This window comes from Enterobacter cloacae (genome assembly GCF_013375935.1).
In the GTDB taxonomy this organism is placed as follows: Bacteria; Pseudomonadota; Gammaproteobacteria; order Enterobacterales; family Enterobacteriaceae; genus Enterobacter; species Enterobacter pasteurii.
Map to the genome: position 1 here is coordinate 3242992 of NZ_CP056117.1, position 15300 is coordinate 3258291.

The 15300-nt window shown below is 55.0% G+C and carries 14 protein-coding genes; 7 read left to right on the forward strand and 7 right to left on the reverse strand.

Annotation, left to right across the window (positions count from 1 at the left end):
• Positions 1 to 137 precede the first annotated feature (137 nt).
• From HWQ14_RS15215 to HWQ14_RS15240, 6 genes are all read left to right on the forward strand, one after another.
• Positions 138 to 377: a hypothetical protein gene (locus tag HWQ14_RS15215; protein WP_148419676.1), complete on the forward strand. Its 240-nt coding sequence runs from the start codon at positions 138 to 140 to the stop codon at positions 375 to 377.
• 32 nt (positions 378 to 409) lie between these two features.
• Positions 410 to 2839, forward strand: a complete 2430-nt coding sequence (gene pgaA / locus HWQ14_RS15220; protein WP_176610168.1) for a poly-beta-1,6 N-acetyl-D-glucosamine export porin PgaA — start codon at positions 410 to 412, stop codon at positions 2837 to 2839.
• 8 nt (positions 2840 to 2847) lie between these two features.
• A complete protein-coding gene (gene pgaB / locus HWQ14_RS15225) occupies positions 2848 to 4869 on the forward strand; it encodes a poly-beta-1,6-N-acetyl-D-glucosamine N-deacetylase PgaB (RefSeq protein ID WP_148419678.1) in 2022 nt (673 codons plus the stop codon).
• Positions 4862 to 6187, forward strand: a complete 1326-nt coding sequence (gene pgaC / locus HWQ14_RS15230) for a poly-beta-1,6-N-acetyl-D-glucosamine synthase (RefSeq protein WP_148419679.1) — start codon at positions 4862 to 4864, stop codon at positions 6185 to 6187. The genes pgaB and pgaC overlap by 8 nt, the downstream gene beginning before the upstream one ends.
• 1 nt (position 6188) lies before the next feature.
• On the forward strand, positions 6189 to 6587 hold the full coding sequence (gene pgaD / locus HWQ14_RS15235) for a poly-beta-1,6-N-acetyl-D-glucosamine biosynthesis protein PgaD (RefSeq protein WP_176610169.1): 399 nt from the start codon (positions 6189 to 6191) through the stop codon (positions 6585 to 6587).
• Between the two features lie 186 nt (positions 6588 to 6773).
• On the forward strand, positions 6774 to 8003 hold the full coding sequence (locus tag HWQ14_RS15240; RefSeq protein ID WP_245166404.1) for a sensor domain-containing diguanylate cyclase: 1230 nt from the start codon (positions 6774 to 6776) through the stop codon (positions 8001 to 8003).
• 2 nt (positions 8004 to 8005) lie between these two features.
• Here the strand turns inward: HWQ14_RS15240 and HWQ14_RS15245 are convergent, their stop codons facing one another.
• Together HWQ14_RS15245 and HWQ14_RS15250 are read right to left on the reverse strand one after the other, a co-directional pair.
• Positions 8006 to 8827, reverse strand: coding sequence for a helix-turn-helix transcriptional regulator (locus HWQ14_RS15245; protein WP_176610171.1), 822 nt, complete (start codon positions 8825 to 8827; stop codon positions 8006 to 8008).
• A gap of 61 nt (positions 8828 to 8888) precedes the next feature.
• A complete protein-coding gene (locus HWQ14_RS15250; protein ID WP_148419683.1) occupies positions 8889 to 9290 on the reverse strand; it encodes a RidA family protein in 402 nt (133 codons plus the stop codon).
• Positions 9291 to 9421: 131 nt separating this feature from the next.
• On the opposite strand from HWQ14_RS15250, the gene HWQ14_RS15255 reads away from it, so the two are divergent.
• Positions 9422 to 10012 (forward strand): TetR/AcrR family transcriptional regulator, encoded by a 591-nt coding sequence (locus tag HWQ14_RS15255; protein WP_148419684.1) that lies wholly within the window; start codon positions 9422 to 9424, stop codon positions 10010 to 10012.
• On the opposite strand, the gene sapF is transcribed toward HWQ14_RS15255, so the two are convergent.
• From sapF to sapA, 5 genes are read right to left on the reverse strand one after another with little or no spacing between them, the layout of a single operon-like run.
• Complete coding sequence (sapF, locus tag HWQ14_RS15260) at positions 10009 to 10815, reverse strand: putrescine export ABC transporter ATP-binding protein SapF (RefSeq protein ID WP_148419685.1); 807 nt, start codon at positions 10813 to 10815, stop codon at positions 10009 to 10011. The two genes, HWQ14_RS15255 and sapF, sit on opposite strands and share 4 nt — an antisense overlap.
• 1 nt (position 10816) lies before the next feature.
• On the reverse strand, positions 10817 to 11809 hold the full coding sequence (gene sapD, locus HWQ14_RS15265; RefSeq protein WP_148419686.1) for a putrescine export ABC transporter ATP-binding protein SapD: 993 nt from the start codon (positions 11807 to 11809) through the stop codon (positions 10817 to 10819).
• Positions 11809 to 12699 (reverse strand): putrescine export ABC transporter permease SapC, encoded by an 891-nt coding sequence (gene sapC, locus HWQ14_RS15270; RefSeq protein WP_148419687.1) that lies wholly within the window; start codon positions 12697 to 12699, stop codon positions 11809 to 11811. The genes sapD and sapC overlap by 1 nt, the downstream gene beginning before the upstream one ends.
• On the reverse strand, positions 12686 to 13651 hold the full coding sequence (sapB, locus tag HWQ14_RS15275; protein ID WP_176610172.1) for a putrescine export ABC transporter permease SapB: 966 nt from the start codon (positions 13649 to 13651) through the stop codon (positions 12686 to 12688). The genes sapC and sapB overlap by 14 nt, the downstream gene beginning before the upstream one ends.
• The gene (gene sapA / locus HWQ14_RS15280) at positions 13648 to 15288 is read right to left on the reverse strand and encodes an ABC transporter substrate-binding protein SapA (protein ID WP_148419689.1); all 1641 of its coding nucleotides are present in this window, start codon (positions 15286 to 15288) and stop codon (positions 13648 to 13650) included. The genes sapB and sapA overlap by 4 nt, the downstream gene beginning before the upstream one ends.
• Positions 15289 to 15300 lie beyond the last annotated feature (12 nt).

Sequence of the window (15300 nt, forward strand, 5' to 3'; positions counted from 1 at the left end):
CTCAACTCCCTAAAATTTACCGCGGGTCGGCACGCGTCAGGAATTTCATCCCTGTATACGCGTCTGCGGTGACCGACTGAAGTCAGGAAATATTCTGCACCTCGTTTGATGTGGATATTTTTCAAAGGGAGTTGTTAATGAAGAAAGAAGAAATGTACGAGTACGATGAAGATGATATCGACTCAATCGCCTGGTCCGTCGCATTTAGCGAATGGCTGGGAATGGACACATTACAGGATTGTGTTTTAACCAGAATATCAGAGAAGGAAAGAGAGAAATATGAAAGTAAGTTAGCCGAGTTCCGCCATTTCCTGCAGTACGCGTCAGGAGAAGAATATTTTTCGCGGTATCTAATACAAAATAAAGCGCAGCGCTAATTTTACCTTATACGGATATAGGGATTATATGCATGAGGATTGCACAGTTAATAGCTAAAACGTTAGTTGTCGGCACGTTTTACCTGCCTTGCGCGCCGGTGTCGGCCATGCTGCCAGCGGATGATAACCAGTACGACGTGCTGATTATTGAAGCGAGAAAGGGAAATACTCAGCCTGCATTAACCTGGTTTTCCGGCCATCAACGGCTTGATGAATCCCAGATTGCCGACTGGATGCAGATTGCCCTGTGGGCCGGTAAAGACAGCGAGGTTATCGACGTTTATTCCAGGCACCAGCATTACGCGCTGCCGGCGAGAGCCTGGGCCGCGCTGGCGGTAGCGTGGCGTAATAAACAGGAGTGGAAAAAAGCGCTCAATGCCTGGGACCGCATTTGCGATGACAGCCCGTACACGGCGGAGTTTTGCCGGGGAAGGGTGTTAACGCTGGCCGACAGCGGCGAGTATGCCGGTGCGCTCCGTGAGATCCGTCGGCTGCAGAAGAGAACGCCGGACAGCAAAAACTACCTGACTGAAGCCTATGTGCACAGGCTTGCCGGAAATTATCCTGATGAGTTACTCGCTATTACGAAGGCGATGCGCCTGTCACAGCATCCTGAAACGCTGGCTGATGCCTATCGCCAGGCGCTGGCGGATAACCAGCTGCCGTCAGCCGGGTTAAAGCACGTTCAGGCGCAGGGGAAAGAGCCTGATGCCCGCGAACGTGCGGACGCAGCGGCGGAGTTAGTCAGGCTCGCGTTTATGCCGACCCGCGGTGAAAAAGAGCGTTACGTCATCGCCGATCGGGCGTTGTCCCTTTACGACGGGATGATCGCCGAGTGGAAAGAGAAGCCGGAGCATGAGGCGGTGTATCGCCGTATTCGCTTCGACAGGCTGGGGGCGCTGCTGGCCCGCAGCCGCCATCAGGAGGTTATCGGGCAATACCAACAGATGAAACAGGAAGGTCTGGTGCTGCCGGAGTATGCCCAGTACTGGGTCGCGTCAGCGTTCCTCAAAACGGGCCAGCCCGACCGGGCTCAGGCGATGCTCTCCAGGCTGTTTTATCAGAATCCTCAGAAGGTTGATGATATTTCGGAGGAAGAGCGTGCCGACCTTTTTTACAGCCATCTGGAAAGTGAAAACTATCGCCCGGCAAAGCTGCTGACGAAACGCGTCGTTGATACCACGCCCGCCACCTGGTATCCGCGCGGATCGTCAGTGCCCGTGCCGAATGATAAGTGGCTTGAGGGGCAGCAGTACCGCTCCTCGCTTGCGATGTATGAACAGGATCTTGCCCGGGCGGAAGCGCTGACGCGTAGCCTATCGCAGGCGGCGCCGGGTAATCAGGGGCTCCTTATAGATCATGCGCGCGTGCTGCTTGCGCGTGGTCTGCCGAGGGCCGCAGAAGCGCGCTTAAAGCAGGCCGAACTGCTTGAGCCTTCCAGCGTTGCCCTGGAAACCGAACAGGCCTATGCCGCGCTGGATCTTCAGGAATGGCGACAGGCGGAGGAGCTGACAAAGGATGTAGCGCAACGCGCGCCCGACAACGCGGCGGTAAAGCAGCTCAGCAAGGCGTTTGCCACCCATGAGCGCGCAGAATTAAGGATGGGGGGGACGGTCAGCCTGGACTCTGATTCGCCTGATTCAGGGCGCCATGATGTTAACGTCAATACCACCCTTTATAGCCCGCCGCTTAACTATAACTGGCGTGGATTCGTCGGCTACGGCTTCTTTGACGGCCGTTTCCAGGAGGGGAAAGGCGTGGTTCGCGACGGGCTCATGGGGCTGGAATGGCGTTCGCGAGACCTGTGGGCAGAGGCTGAAGTCTCGGAGCGACATTTCAACGGCGACAGGAAAGTCGGAGCACGCCTTGCAGCCCGGGTTGATGTCAACGATAGCTGGCAGCTGGGCCTGGAAGGTGAACGCTTATCGCGTAACGCGCCGATGCGCGCCATGAAAAACGATATTACCGCGAACAGCGGTGGGGCGGAGGTACGCTGGTATCAGCATGAAAGCCGTCAGTACAGTGCCCGCTACCTGAAAACCGCTTTCTCTGACGGTAACCGCAGGAATGAATATTTCCTCAATGGTCAGGAACAGGTCTGGGCTTCGCCTGATATGAACCTGAGTATCCAGCCCGGCGTGTATTACGGCACCAACAGCCAGTCTGACACGCCTTACTTCAGCCCGGAAAAACGTCTCGACGTGATGGCAGGCGTGACGCTGGATCATCGGCTGTGGCGTCGGTATGAAAACAGCTGGACGCAGACCTTCAGCGCCGGTGCAGGTAATGCGTGGCAGCACGGCTATGGCAGCGGCCTTATCACCCATCTTGGCTACGGGCAACGCGTGTCCTGGCGCGACGGTGGTGAAGCCGGTGTGGCGATACGCTGGGATAAACGCCCCTATGACGGAAAGCAGGAACACAATCTGTCAGTTGATTTTAACGTGACCCTTCGATTCTGAGGCAACGTATGTTACGGAAAGGATTTCAAACATTACTCGTACTGCTCGGCATTATGCTCGTGGCAGCGTGCGTCGACGGGCGCGGGCCGGCCTATACCAGCCCGGCCCTGCGCGAAAAATTACGCGCCGAGACGCCATGGCCGGCGAATGGCTTCGTGACGATTGCGTATCATGAGGTCGAAGATGGCGAAGCGGATCAGCGCTTTATGTCCGTGCGGACCTCTGCGCTGAAAGAGCAGTTTGCCTGGCTGCGCGCTAACGGCTATAGCCCTGTCAGCGTGGCGCAGATCCGTGAGGCACACCGTGGGGGAAAACCGCTCCCGGAAAAAGCGGTGCTGCTGTCCTTTGACGACGGATTCAGCAGCTTCTACACGCGCGTCTATCCGCTGCTCGTCGCCTATCAGTGGCCTGCTCTGTGGGCGCCGGTTGGGAGCTGGATCAACACCCCCGCCGGACAACCGGTGCAATACGGTGATGAGAAGATCGAGCGTGAACGCTTTGCGACCTGGCAACAGGTGCAGGAGCTCTCCCGTTCGCCGCTGGTAGAGATTGGCGGGCATACCTGGAACAGCCACTTTGGGACGCTTGCTAACCCGAGCGGCAGCATGCTTCCTGCCTTTGCGAATCGTCGGTTTATTCAGGACGGCCGTCGCTATGAAACCGAAACGGAATACCGGGCGCGGATACGGCGAGACGCGCAGACGCTGATAAGCCATGTAAAAGCGCATACCGGCAAAGCACCTACGGCCTGGGTGTGGCCCTATGGCGCGGCGAACGGTACGGCGATTCAGGAGCTAAAGGCACTCGGGTTTGACATGTTTTTCACCCTTGAGGACGGGCTGTCAACGGCCACGCAGCTGGATGCAATTCCCCGTATCCTGATTAACGGCAACCCGACGCTGGAAGAGTTTGCGCTTCAGGTGACGGGGGTACAGGAGCAGCAGCTTCAGCGCGTGATGCATGTCGACCTGGACTACGTATTTGATCCTGATGCCGGGCAGATGGAAAAAAATATCGATGCCCTTATTCAGAGAGTGAAAGACATGGGGATCACCACCGTATACCTCCAGGCCTTCGCGGATCCGGCGGGTGACGGTCTGGTTAAAGCGGTCTACTTCCCGAATCGATGGATGCCGGTAAAGGCCGATATTTTCAGCCGCGTTGCGTGGCAGCTGCGTACCCGGGCGAGCGTGGCCGTTTATGCCTGGATGCCCGTTCTGAGCTGGGAAATGGCGGAAACCTTAACCCGCGTGCATAGCCTGGAGACAGGGGATGAGGACGGCCCTCAGGTCAATCCTTCACAATATCGTCGCCTGTCGCCCTTCGACGATCGGGCAAGGCAGCGAATCGGTGAGGTGTATGAAGATCTGGCTGCGCACGCCTCTTTTGACGGCATTCTTTTTCACGATGACGCCGTGCTGTCCGATACGGAGGATGCCAGTCCCGCTGCGCTGGATGCTTACGAAAAAGCGGGCTTTGGACGTGATATTCGGGCCATTCGTGACGACCCAGAGCGATTTGAGGCATGGACCCGCTTTAAAACCGAAACGCTCACCCGCTTCACGCTTGAGCTGGCGGATAAAGTAAAAGCGATCCGCGGCCCGGAAATCAAAACGGCGCGTAACCTGTATGCGTTGCCGTTGATTGAACCGCAAAGCGAAGCCTGGTTTGCGCAAAACACCAGCGACTTTCTCGCCCACTATGACTGGACGGCCGTGATGGCGATGCCCTACATGGAGGGAGTGAACGGTCGGGAGGGCGATAAATGGTTTAAAGCGCTTATTGCTCGTGTAGCAGCGTTACCCGACGGGAAAAATAAAATGATTATTGAGCTTCAGGCTCGTGACTGGCGTCCCGACGGCCAGCATCAACATATTGCATCCAGCAAGATTGCGCACTGGATGCGTATTATGCAGTTCTCCGGAATAAAACATTATGGTTATTACCCGGATGATTTTTTGAATAATCAGCCGAAGATAAATGTTATTCGGCCAGAATTCTCAACTAGCTGGTACCCTGAAGATGAATAATCGCTATTTCTCTATCGTTATTTTAATTCTGGTGTTGTGCATCCCAGTCGGTTTGACTCTACTGTTTTCCGCAGAGGTTATGCTGCGTTACGTCTTTTTCTGGCCGTTCTTTATGTCGATATTCTGGATAGCCGGCAGCGTATTTTTCTGGTTTTATCGCGAACGCCACTGGGCGTGGGGAAAGAATGCGCCGGCGCCCGGGCTCCGGGGCAATCCTTTAATTTCGATCGTCATTCCTTGTTTTAATGAATCGAAAAATATTCATGAGACCATTGCGGCGGCCATGTCCCAGCGGTATGACAATTTTGAAGTTATCGCGGTGAACGACGGGTCTTCGGACGATACGGGCTTTCAGCTTAATATGCTGGCTGAGCGTTATCCCCGCCTGCGCGTTCTGCATCTGATGGAAAACCAGGGAAAAGCGATTGCGCTGAAAAGCGGTGCAGCCGCCGCAAAAGGTGAATTTCTGGTTTGCGTGGACGGCGACGCCTGTCTGGATCGTGACGCCGCAGCCTGGCTTGTTGCGCCTATGATTGATAACCCGCGCGTGGGGGCGGTCACCGGCAATCCGCGGATCCGAACTCGCTCAACGTTAATCGGTAAAGTTCAGGTCGGCGAGTTTTCTTCCATCATCGGTCTAATCAAGCGTACGCAACGGGTATATGGCCAGGTGTTTACCGTCTCTGGCGTCATTGCCGCGTTTCGCCGTAGCGCGCTGGCGGACGTCGGTTACTGGAGCGATGACATGATTACGGAAGACATTGATATCAGCTGGAAATTGCAGCTTCGCCGCTGGTCTGTGTTTTATGAGCCGCGTGCGCTGTGCTGGATTTTGATGCCAGAAACGCTGCGGGGGCTGTGGAAGCAGCGCTTGCGCTGGGCGAAGGGAGGCGCAGAGGTATTCCTGAAAAATATGGGGTCGCTCTGGCGCTGGAAACACCGCCATATGTGGCCGCTGTTTGTGGAATATTGTGCTTCCACGGCCTGGGCATTCACCTGCCTGGTGAGCGGGCTGGTTATCCTGGCGGACGTCATCCAGAACGGTACGGCGGGCGGGCTGTCAATTTCTTCGGTATCGGAGAATGCCGGAGTGCTGCTCTGTAGCCTGTGCCTCGTGCAGTTCCTGGTAAGTATTATGATTGAATACCGGTATGAGCATAACGTCATCTCCACGCTGTTCTGGATCATCTGGTACCCAATCATCTTCTGGCTTATCAGCTTATTCACCACGCTTGTTGCATTTACGGCTGTGATGCTAAATCCCCGTAACGCGCGCGCGCGTTGGGTCAGTCCGGACCGCGGGATCGCAAGGGGATAATATGAAAAACTGGATCATGTATTCGCGCAGGAATGGCCTGCGCAAGGGCGTGGAACTGGCGGTAACCTGTCTTTTATGGGCCGTGTTCACCTACTTCGCCACGGGATTTATCTCTTTTTTTCTTAAGGGATTTACGCAAGGGGATGACGCGTATTCGCGGCTATTCCTCTATTTCATCCTGGCGATACTCAACGCGCTGGTGCTGGTTCTCTGGGCGCTTTATAACCGCTATAAACACCATAACGTAGCGGTTCAGCCCGCCCGCGTCGCGAGTGAGGCGGAGCTGGCGACGAGCTTTTCGCTTGCGCAGCCGGTTTATCAGCAGTTCCAGGCCAATAAAAAGCTGTACGTTGATTTTGACAGCCATGGCGATGTGGTGAATGTCACCTCAGAGCAGTAGTACGATCCCCTGACCTCGCCGGTCAGGGGAGTCGATTTGCGTGTATAGAGATTTGCGGTAAGAAGTAAGATGAATAACGTTACGTTGGCCGAGAAGATGATCGTGCTGTGCGGTGCATTCCTTTTTGCACTCATGATCGCGGTGAACTCCTTTTGCGTGAATGACAGTCCAGGTTTCAGGGTTCCCATGACAACGTACCTAATTGTCATGATTGCGCTGTTTTTTCTGGATACCATCATCTTTATTTTTATCCAGATGCAGTATGCGTCTGACAGGTCGCACCCTTCATTATTAATACTGAGCCTGGCGTTTTTAAGCGGGCTGGTCTACTTCATTGAAACCATCGTGATTATTCAGCTTCCGGAAAACGCCGGGTTTTCCTATGCGGTAAAAACTAACGATACGGCGGTGTTTTATTTTTTCCGACAGCTCAGCCTGATCTTTTTGCTGGCGCTCGCCGTTTGGGTGGAGAAGCTCTCAACCCGATCGGTACTCGGGCGTCGTAATAAGGCTAAACTGGCTCTGGCATTATTTATTCCGCTGGTCGTATTTCCGGTGCTGGCCCATTATCTGAGCAGCTACCATCCCGCATTGTCGTTAACGATAGCGTCAGACGGTCGTGACCGCCACGATCCGGTCTGGAACGTCAGTTACGTTAACGTTCTGATCGCGCTCTGGTCGTTTTTGCTCTGCTATATGACCTATGTGACGCGACTGTCATCCGGGATCTGGAACAGTATTATTGTGGTGTGTCTCTCGGCCATCATTTATAACTTTTTCCTGCTGCTGCTTGATACGTACAATATGTCACTCTGGTATATCAGCCGGACGGTAGAAGTATTTAGTAAATTGTTTGTTATTTGCACCTTACTGTTTCATGTCTTTAGCATGTTAAAAATTTTTGGCGACCGGGTTAATCGCGATCCGCTTACGCAAATCTTCAACCGTAAATATTTTTATGAGGCGCTTCAGCGGATCCGCACGCTCAGAACAGAAAAGGGGGCCAGCATAATGATGCTGGATATCGATAACTTCAAGTCTATTAATGATACCTGGGGCCACCCGGCAGGCGATCGCGTCCTACTCGCGGTCGTGGATATCATCAAAGACAGCATCCGGGATAAGGATATCTTTGCCCGACTGGGAGGTGAGGAGTTCGGCCTTCTGCTGCCGGATACGGACGCAAATCTGGCGCTATCCGTTGCAGAGCGCATTCGCCAGAACGTCCAGCGTCGCACCGGACAGGGTAACCACTATGCGATTCCCGCAGAGGTAACGTTAAGTATTGGCGTGTGCTCTGCCATTCAGAACAGCCTCAACAGTAACGATGTCATTCGTAACGTGGATGATGCGCTCTATGAGGCGAAGCACAACGGTAAAAACAGAACCGTCACCAGACAGGCTGAATGCAGCTGAGGCTACAGGACAGGGATGTAAACATCAAAATCGACATGTTCCTCGCTGTACGAATTAAATTTCATGAGGTAAATATCGTCGCGCAGCGTCAGGCGATTTTTAACCATCGCCTTAACGAAGGCAATCTTGTTAAAGGCGCTGTAGCTTTCCCAGCTACCGCTAAAGGGCATTCTTGCGTATTTACCACGCACTACGCACGTTTGTTTATTATCCTTAGTGTCGCTTTGTAAAGCGTAAGATATTAACACCTCCACCAGATACGATCGGCTTTTGCCGAGTTCGGGTCGGCGGGGCAGCAGGGTAATTTTCTCGATCTCATGACGGTTTTCTGTCAGGAGCTTTTTGATTTTTTTAGTAATATCATGCACCGAGGTATCAAAAAGATGATCGTGCTCTATAATTTGATGGTTAAAGATAAGCGTCTCATTCAGCTCACATATTTCGAGCTCAGGCGTTTGTTGTTCGCTTAATAAAAATGAGGGCTGTAAGATATCAAAATCCCACACTCTGGCATGTCTGTACTCAGAGGGCGTCAGACCCGTCATTTTTTTAAAGGCTCTCGAAAAACTCTGGCTGCTCTGGTAATGGAATAAATAGGCAATATCCGTCACCGGAATAGACGTCATTCTTAGCATAATGGCAGCACGGCTCAGCCTCCTTCGGAGAATATATTCTCCGAGTGAGAGCTGATAATGCTCCTTAAACCATGTTTCGATGGTTCTTCTGCTATATCCGATATCTGCAACAAGATCATCAATATGCAAAATAGTGAAGTTATTCTGCTCCACCCAGGAGAGAATATACTTTCTGATGCTGTCTTTCATTTGTCTGTCAGTGAGTACTTAACGGTAAATAAGTTTAGTGCCGGACAGATTATGCCGTAAGTTAATTAGCAGGCGAAGGGATCCTGGCAATAACTTTAATTTCAAAATCAAAACCGGCCAGCCAGTTAACTCCGATAGCCGTCCAGTTTGGGTAAGGAGGATGCGGAAATGCCAGTTTTTTCGCCTCCATAATGACGGGGAACTGGTTCTCAGGATCGGTATGAAACGTGGTGACATCAATTAAATCGTCAAAAGTACACCCGGCGGCTGCCAGGGTCGCCCGTAAATTATCGAACGCCAGCCGCACCTGAGCGGGGAAGTCGGGTTCAGGTGTGCCATCGCTGCGGCTGCCAACCTGGCCGGAAACAAATAACAGGTCGCCTGAGCGGATTGCCGCTGAATAGCCGTGCTCTTCATACAGGGCATGACGGTTGGCCGGGAATACAGGATCGCGTGAATGCATGGTTTTTCCTTTTTTGTCAGAGATGTTGTCGTGATTGCGCATCAGAAGTAACATACGCAGTGTATGTCAAAAATGTAATTCACATACGCAGTGTATGTCAAATTAAAAGATCGGTTAACTAAGGGAGCCCTATGGCTGTAAAACGTCGTGCTGAAACGGCTCAGGAAAATCGCGAAAAAATGATTCAGGCGGCGCGGAAGGCCTTTGCTGAAAAAGGCTATGCCGCAGCGTCGATGGACGAACTCACGGCCAGCGTGGGGTTAACGCGCGGTGCGCTGTACCATAACTTTAGCGACAAGAAGGGGTTGCTGGCAGCGGTGGTCGCGCAGATTGATAGCGAAATGGCGGCAAAAGCGAAAGCCATTGCCGCAACCGCGGAGAACGACTGGGACCGACTGCTCGCGGAAGGCATCGCCTACATCAACATGGCGCTCGTTCCGGAAGTGCAGCGTATCGTGCTTCTTGATGGCCCGGCCGTTCTGGGCGATCCCGCGCAATGGCCCAGCCAGAATAGCTGCCTTGAGTCGACCCGCCAGACTATCGAAAAAATGATCGACTGCAAGGTGCTTAAAAAAATGGATGCAAAAGTCGCAGCCCATCTGTTGAATGGCGCTGCGCTGAATGCTGCCCTGTTGATTGCCGCAAGTGACGAGCCGCAGAAGACGCTGCCGCATGCCATCGAGGTGTTTAGCCTGCTGGCAAGCGGGTTACGCAACAGCTAACGGTCTTTACGCCACGCGTCGGCCGTTAACGCTTCACCAAAGTGTCCTGCAATCAGGCGTTTTGTCAGGTCGTGGAGCGGGGAGGCCAGCACGTCAGCCGTACTGCCGCGCTCGACGACGTCTCCCTGATGCATGACCAGCACCTGGTCGCTGATATGCTTCATCATGCCCAGGTGCTGGGTCACGTAGATATACGAAATTCCCTGTTTTTCCTGTAATTCCAGCATCAGGTTGATGAGCTGCGAACGCATCGACATATCCAGCGAGGCCAGCGCTTCGTCGGCGATAATGACCTTTGGGCGCAGGATAAGCGCGCGGGCCAGGCCGAGACGCTGTTTTTGACCCGGTGCCAGCATGTGCGGGTAGTAGCTAACGTGATCGGGCAGCAGCCCCACCAGGCGCAGGGTTTCAACAATGCGTTTCCGTCGCGCTTCCGGCTCCAGATCGGTATTTAACCGCAGCGGGAAATCCAGAATCTGCGAAATTCGCTGGCGTGGATTAAGGGACGTCGACGGATCCTGGAAAATCATGCGGATGCGCTGGCTGCGAAACGAATAGTCCCCAAAAACCAGAGGATGATCGTCAATCAGTATTTCTCCGCCGCTCGGCTCTACCATGCCGGCGAGCATTTTTGCCAGCGTTGATTTACCCGAGCCGTTTTCGCCGATGATGGCCAGCGTTTGCTTTTCGCGCAGCGTAAAGCTCAGCGGCTTAACCGCCTCGACGGTCTGACGGTGAAAAAGGCCAGTGCGATAGCGAAAGGTCTTACTCAGGTTATGCACTTCCAGTAAGGTTTCGACCATTTCACTCTCTCTCCATGTTCAGCGGGAAATGACAGGCAAACAGATGATTCTTCGGCCCCGTCAGCCGTGGCGTTTCAATGCATTTACGCTGAGCATACGGGCAACGCGGACCCAAACGGCAGCCAATCGGCAGCGACTCCAGCAGCGGGATCGCCCCGGGCAGGGTATTCAGACGGCTCTTGTGCGGCATCGCGCTGCCGAAGTCAGGGATCGCACGGATCAGCGCCTGGGTGTACGGATGATGCGGGGTATTCACCAGATCTTCACTCGGTGCGGTTTCCACCGTCTGTCCGCAGTACATTACGTCAATCTTGTCCGCCCACTTGCTCAGCATTTGCAGATCATGGCTGATGAGCAAAATGGTGGTGTTATTGTTCTGGTTCAGACGCGTGAGCAGGCGGAAAATCTGCGCCTGCGTCGTCGGCTCCATCGCGTTCGTCGGTTCATCGGCAATCAGCAGGCGCGGCTGGTTAGCAAGGGCGATGGCAATCATCACCTTCTGGCATTCGCCGTCGGTCAGTTCATACGGAAAACTGCGCATCGCGTCTTTATGGTCTTTGATCCCGACGCGGTGCAGCAGCTCAATGGCGCGGCGCTTACGCCAGCCGAAACGTTGCCACCAGCGGCCTTTATAAGTCCAGCCGGGAATGTTCTGCATCAGCTGTTTGCCCACGCGCTCGGACGGGTCGAGACAGGATTGCGGCTCCTGGAAAATCATCGAAACGTTATGGCCCACCAGCTTGCGGCGTTCGCGCGGTGAGAGACGCAGCAGGTCGATGTCGTCGAAGCGCATGCGGTCGGCGGTGACGCGCCAGTTGTCTTTCGCCACGCCGCAAATGGCTTTGGCGATCAGGCTTTTACCCGAACCAGATTCGCCCACCAGCCCGCGGATTTCGCCTTCTGCAAGGGTAATGCTGATGCGATCCACGGCTTTTACCCAGCCTTCACCCGTTTTGATTTCGATGGTGAGGTTGCGAATATCAAGTAACGGCATTATTGCACCCCCGCGTTGATTGCGCGGCGGATGCCGTCGCCCAGCAGGTTGACGAGCAGAACGCTCACCATAATAGCCGCGCCCGGCAGCATCACGGTCCACGGCGCGACGTAAATCAGCTCCAGCGCATCGCCGAGCATGGCGCCCCATTCCGGGGAGGGCAGCTGTGCGCCCAGGTCCAGGAAGCCCAGCGCGGCGATATCCAGTATCGCCATCGACAGGGCGCGGGTGATCTCCGTAACCAGCCCGGCGGCAATGTTAGGCAGCACGGCAAACCACAAAATATTGAAGGTGGTGGCGCCATCCAGACGGGCGGCGACAACGTACTCTTTCTCCAGCTCGTCATGCACCAGGCTGTAAACCGAACGCACCATGCGCGGCAGGATAGCCAGCCAGACGGCGAACATCGCGTGAGAAAGGTGCGGGCCTGCGAAGGCCACGACGATGATCGCCAGCAGCAGCGAGGGAATAGAGAGCAGGGTATCAAGAATATGGTTAAGTACGGCTGAGCGCAGGCCGTGGGTTGCACCGGCAAAAATGCCCAGCGCCAGGCCGCAGACGGCGGCGGCGAGCGTCACCACGAATGCGCCACCTACGGTCGGTGCGGCACCGCTCAGCAGACGGCTGAGCACGTCGCGTCCGAGATCGTCAGTTCCGAGGAAGAAAGAGACCTCTCCGTAGCGCGACCACGACGGCGGCAAAAGCTGGTAGCCGAGGAACTGCTGATCGATGCCATACGGGGCAAACCATGAACCGAAGAGACACAGCAGCACGAGGCCAATGCAGCCGTAAAAGCCGATCATTGCCGTGGTGTCACCGTAAAAATTACGCCACACGGTGCGTAGCGCACCGGGCGTGCGCTTTTCGCTGTAGACGTTATCGTAAGGCATACCATTCCTTATGCTTCAACGGGTTGGCCATGGCACCCAAAATATCGGAAACAACGTTAACAATGATGACCAGGGAGCCAATCACCATCACCCCGGCGGAGATAGCCGCATAGTCCTGCTGGCGGATCGCATTAATCATCCAGCGCCCAAGGCCCGACCAGCTGAAGACCATCTCGGTGATCATTGCCAGCGTCAGCATGGTTGAGAATTGCAGCCCGAGACGCGGAATAACCGGCGGCAGCGCGTTGTGCAGCACGTGGCGGCGTAAAATCGTCAGGCGAGACAGGCCGCGCGTGGCGGCGGCTTTTACATAGTTTTGGTCAAAGACGTCAATGGTGCTGATACGCATCAGGCGGATCACTTCGGTCGTCGGCGCGACGGCCAGCGTCAGGACCGGCAGCACCATGTGGCGCAGGGCGCTCACGATCATCTCATCGCGCCAGACTGAATCTGAAAGCCAGGCGTCAACGATGGCGAACCCGCTCACCGTTTGCACGTTATAGAGCAGATCGAAACGGCCGGCCACCGGCAGCCAGCCTAGCGTCAGCGAGAAGAAGAGGGTGAGCAGCAGCGCCAGCCAGAAAATGGGGATGGAGAAGCCAATCAGGGCAAGGGCGCTGATAAACTTATCCTGCCATTTATTGCGATATATTCCTGCCAGCATCCCCACCGGAATGCCTACGATAAGGGCAAAGCCGAAGGCCAGAATACAGAGCTCCATGGTGGCCGGAAAAACGACCTTCAGCTGCTCGGATATGAGCTGTCCGTTGATGCTGGACACGCCGAAATCCCAGTGTAGCAGGCCGTTAAACCAGAACAGCCAGGCGTCCAGGAGCGAAGAGCCCTGAAGCGGGGCGTGAGGGGTAAAGTAGCTAAGGCTGAAGCCGACAAAGGTTAGCAAGAACAGCGTGACCAGCAGCAACAGCAGCCGACGCAGGGTAAATATAATCATGGTTTCTTCACCTCTTGTTCTTTCTCACGGGTTACGCCCGCGAAGGAGGCATTACCAAACGGACTCAATACCAGCCCTTTAATATCGTAACGGTAGGCCTGAAGGCGCAGGGAAGAGGCAAGCGGCAGCACGGGGAGTTCTCTGGCCAGAATATCTTGCGCTTCGTCGTAGGCTTCTATGCGCGAGGCAAGCTGCTGAGAGGCCAGCGCTTTTTGCAGTACGGCATCAAATTCCCGGTTACACCAGTGGGCGTAGTTGGTCTGGGAGTTTATCGCCGCACAGCTCAGCAGCGGACGGAAGAAGCTGTCCGGGTCGTTACTGTCCGTAGACCAGCCAGCCAGGGTTAAGTCGTGATTCATGTCCATCAGGCGCGCCTCCTGGAAGCGGCCTTCAACAGGAACGATGATCACCTTCACGCCCACCTGCGCCATATCAGCCTGCAACAGCTCGGCGGTTTTCAGCGGGCTGGGGTTCCAGGCCTGGGAGCTGGTAGGCACCCACAGTTGCAGCGTCAGGTTTTCCGCCCCCAGCGCCTTAAGCTGTTCGCGCGCTTTCGCCGGATTATATTCCGTGATCTTCGCCTCGCCGTCGTAGGCCCACGAGGCGCGCGGCAGAATAGAGGCGGCGGTTTCCGCGGTACCGTAATAAATCGACTGCATCAGACGCTGGTTATTGATCGCCAGCGCCAGCGCATGGCGCACGGCCGGATTATTGAGCGGCGGCTTATCGGTGTTAAACGCCAGATAGGCAATATTCATCCCGGGACGCAGGGTCAGGCGCAGGCGAGGATCGTCACGCAGAATGGTCAGTTGGCTGGCCGCAGGCCAGGCAAGGACGTCACACTCGCCGGTCAGCAGCTTGGAGAGCCGGCCGGTGCCGCCTGAACCCAGATCGACTATGACCTGCGGCATAAGCGGCTTGCCGCGCCAGAAGCGCTCGTGACGCTGAAGGCGAATGTATTGTCCTGCGCGGTACTCGCCCAGCTGGAACGGACCTGTACCCACAGGCTCTCGGTCGAGGCGTTCCTGACGCCCCGTCTTCGTCAACCGATCCGCATATTCGGCAGACATGATGGAGGCATAGTGCGTCGCCAGGTGCCAGAGAAATGAGGCGTCCGGGCGCGTCAGGCGAAACTCAACCGTGTGGTTATCCAGCTTGCGCACGCTTTTAACCGTATCGGCGAACTGCAGGCTGTCGAAATAGGGGAAGTTGTCGCCATTGACGTTATGCCACGGATGATTGCGGTTGAAAATGCGCTGGAAGGTAAAAACCACGTCATCCGCGTTGAGCTTGCGGGTTGGAGTAAACCAGGGGGTGTGCTGAAAGGCGACATCATCGCGCAGGCGGAAGCGGTAGGTCGCACCGTTATCCATCACTTCCCAGCTTTCGGCAAGCTCAGGCACCAGCCGATAGGTATAGGGATCCACATCGAGCAGGCGATCGTAAAGCTGCGCGGCCAGCGTATCGACAATCAGGCCGCTGCCCGCTTTTTGCGGATTAAAGGTATCAACTTGCCCGCTGACGCAATAGACGAAACCGCTATCGCGGATATCAGGGGGCACAGGACGTTCGGGCGCAGCAAAGGCCAGATTGCTGAACAGACCGAGTGCAAACAGGGACGATAAAACCAGGCGCATATTTTTTAAGGT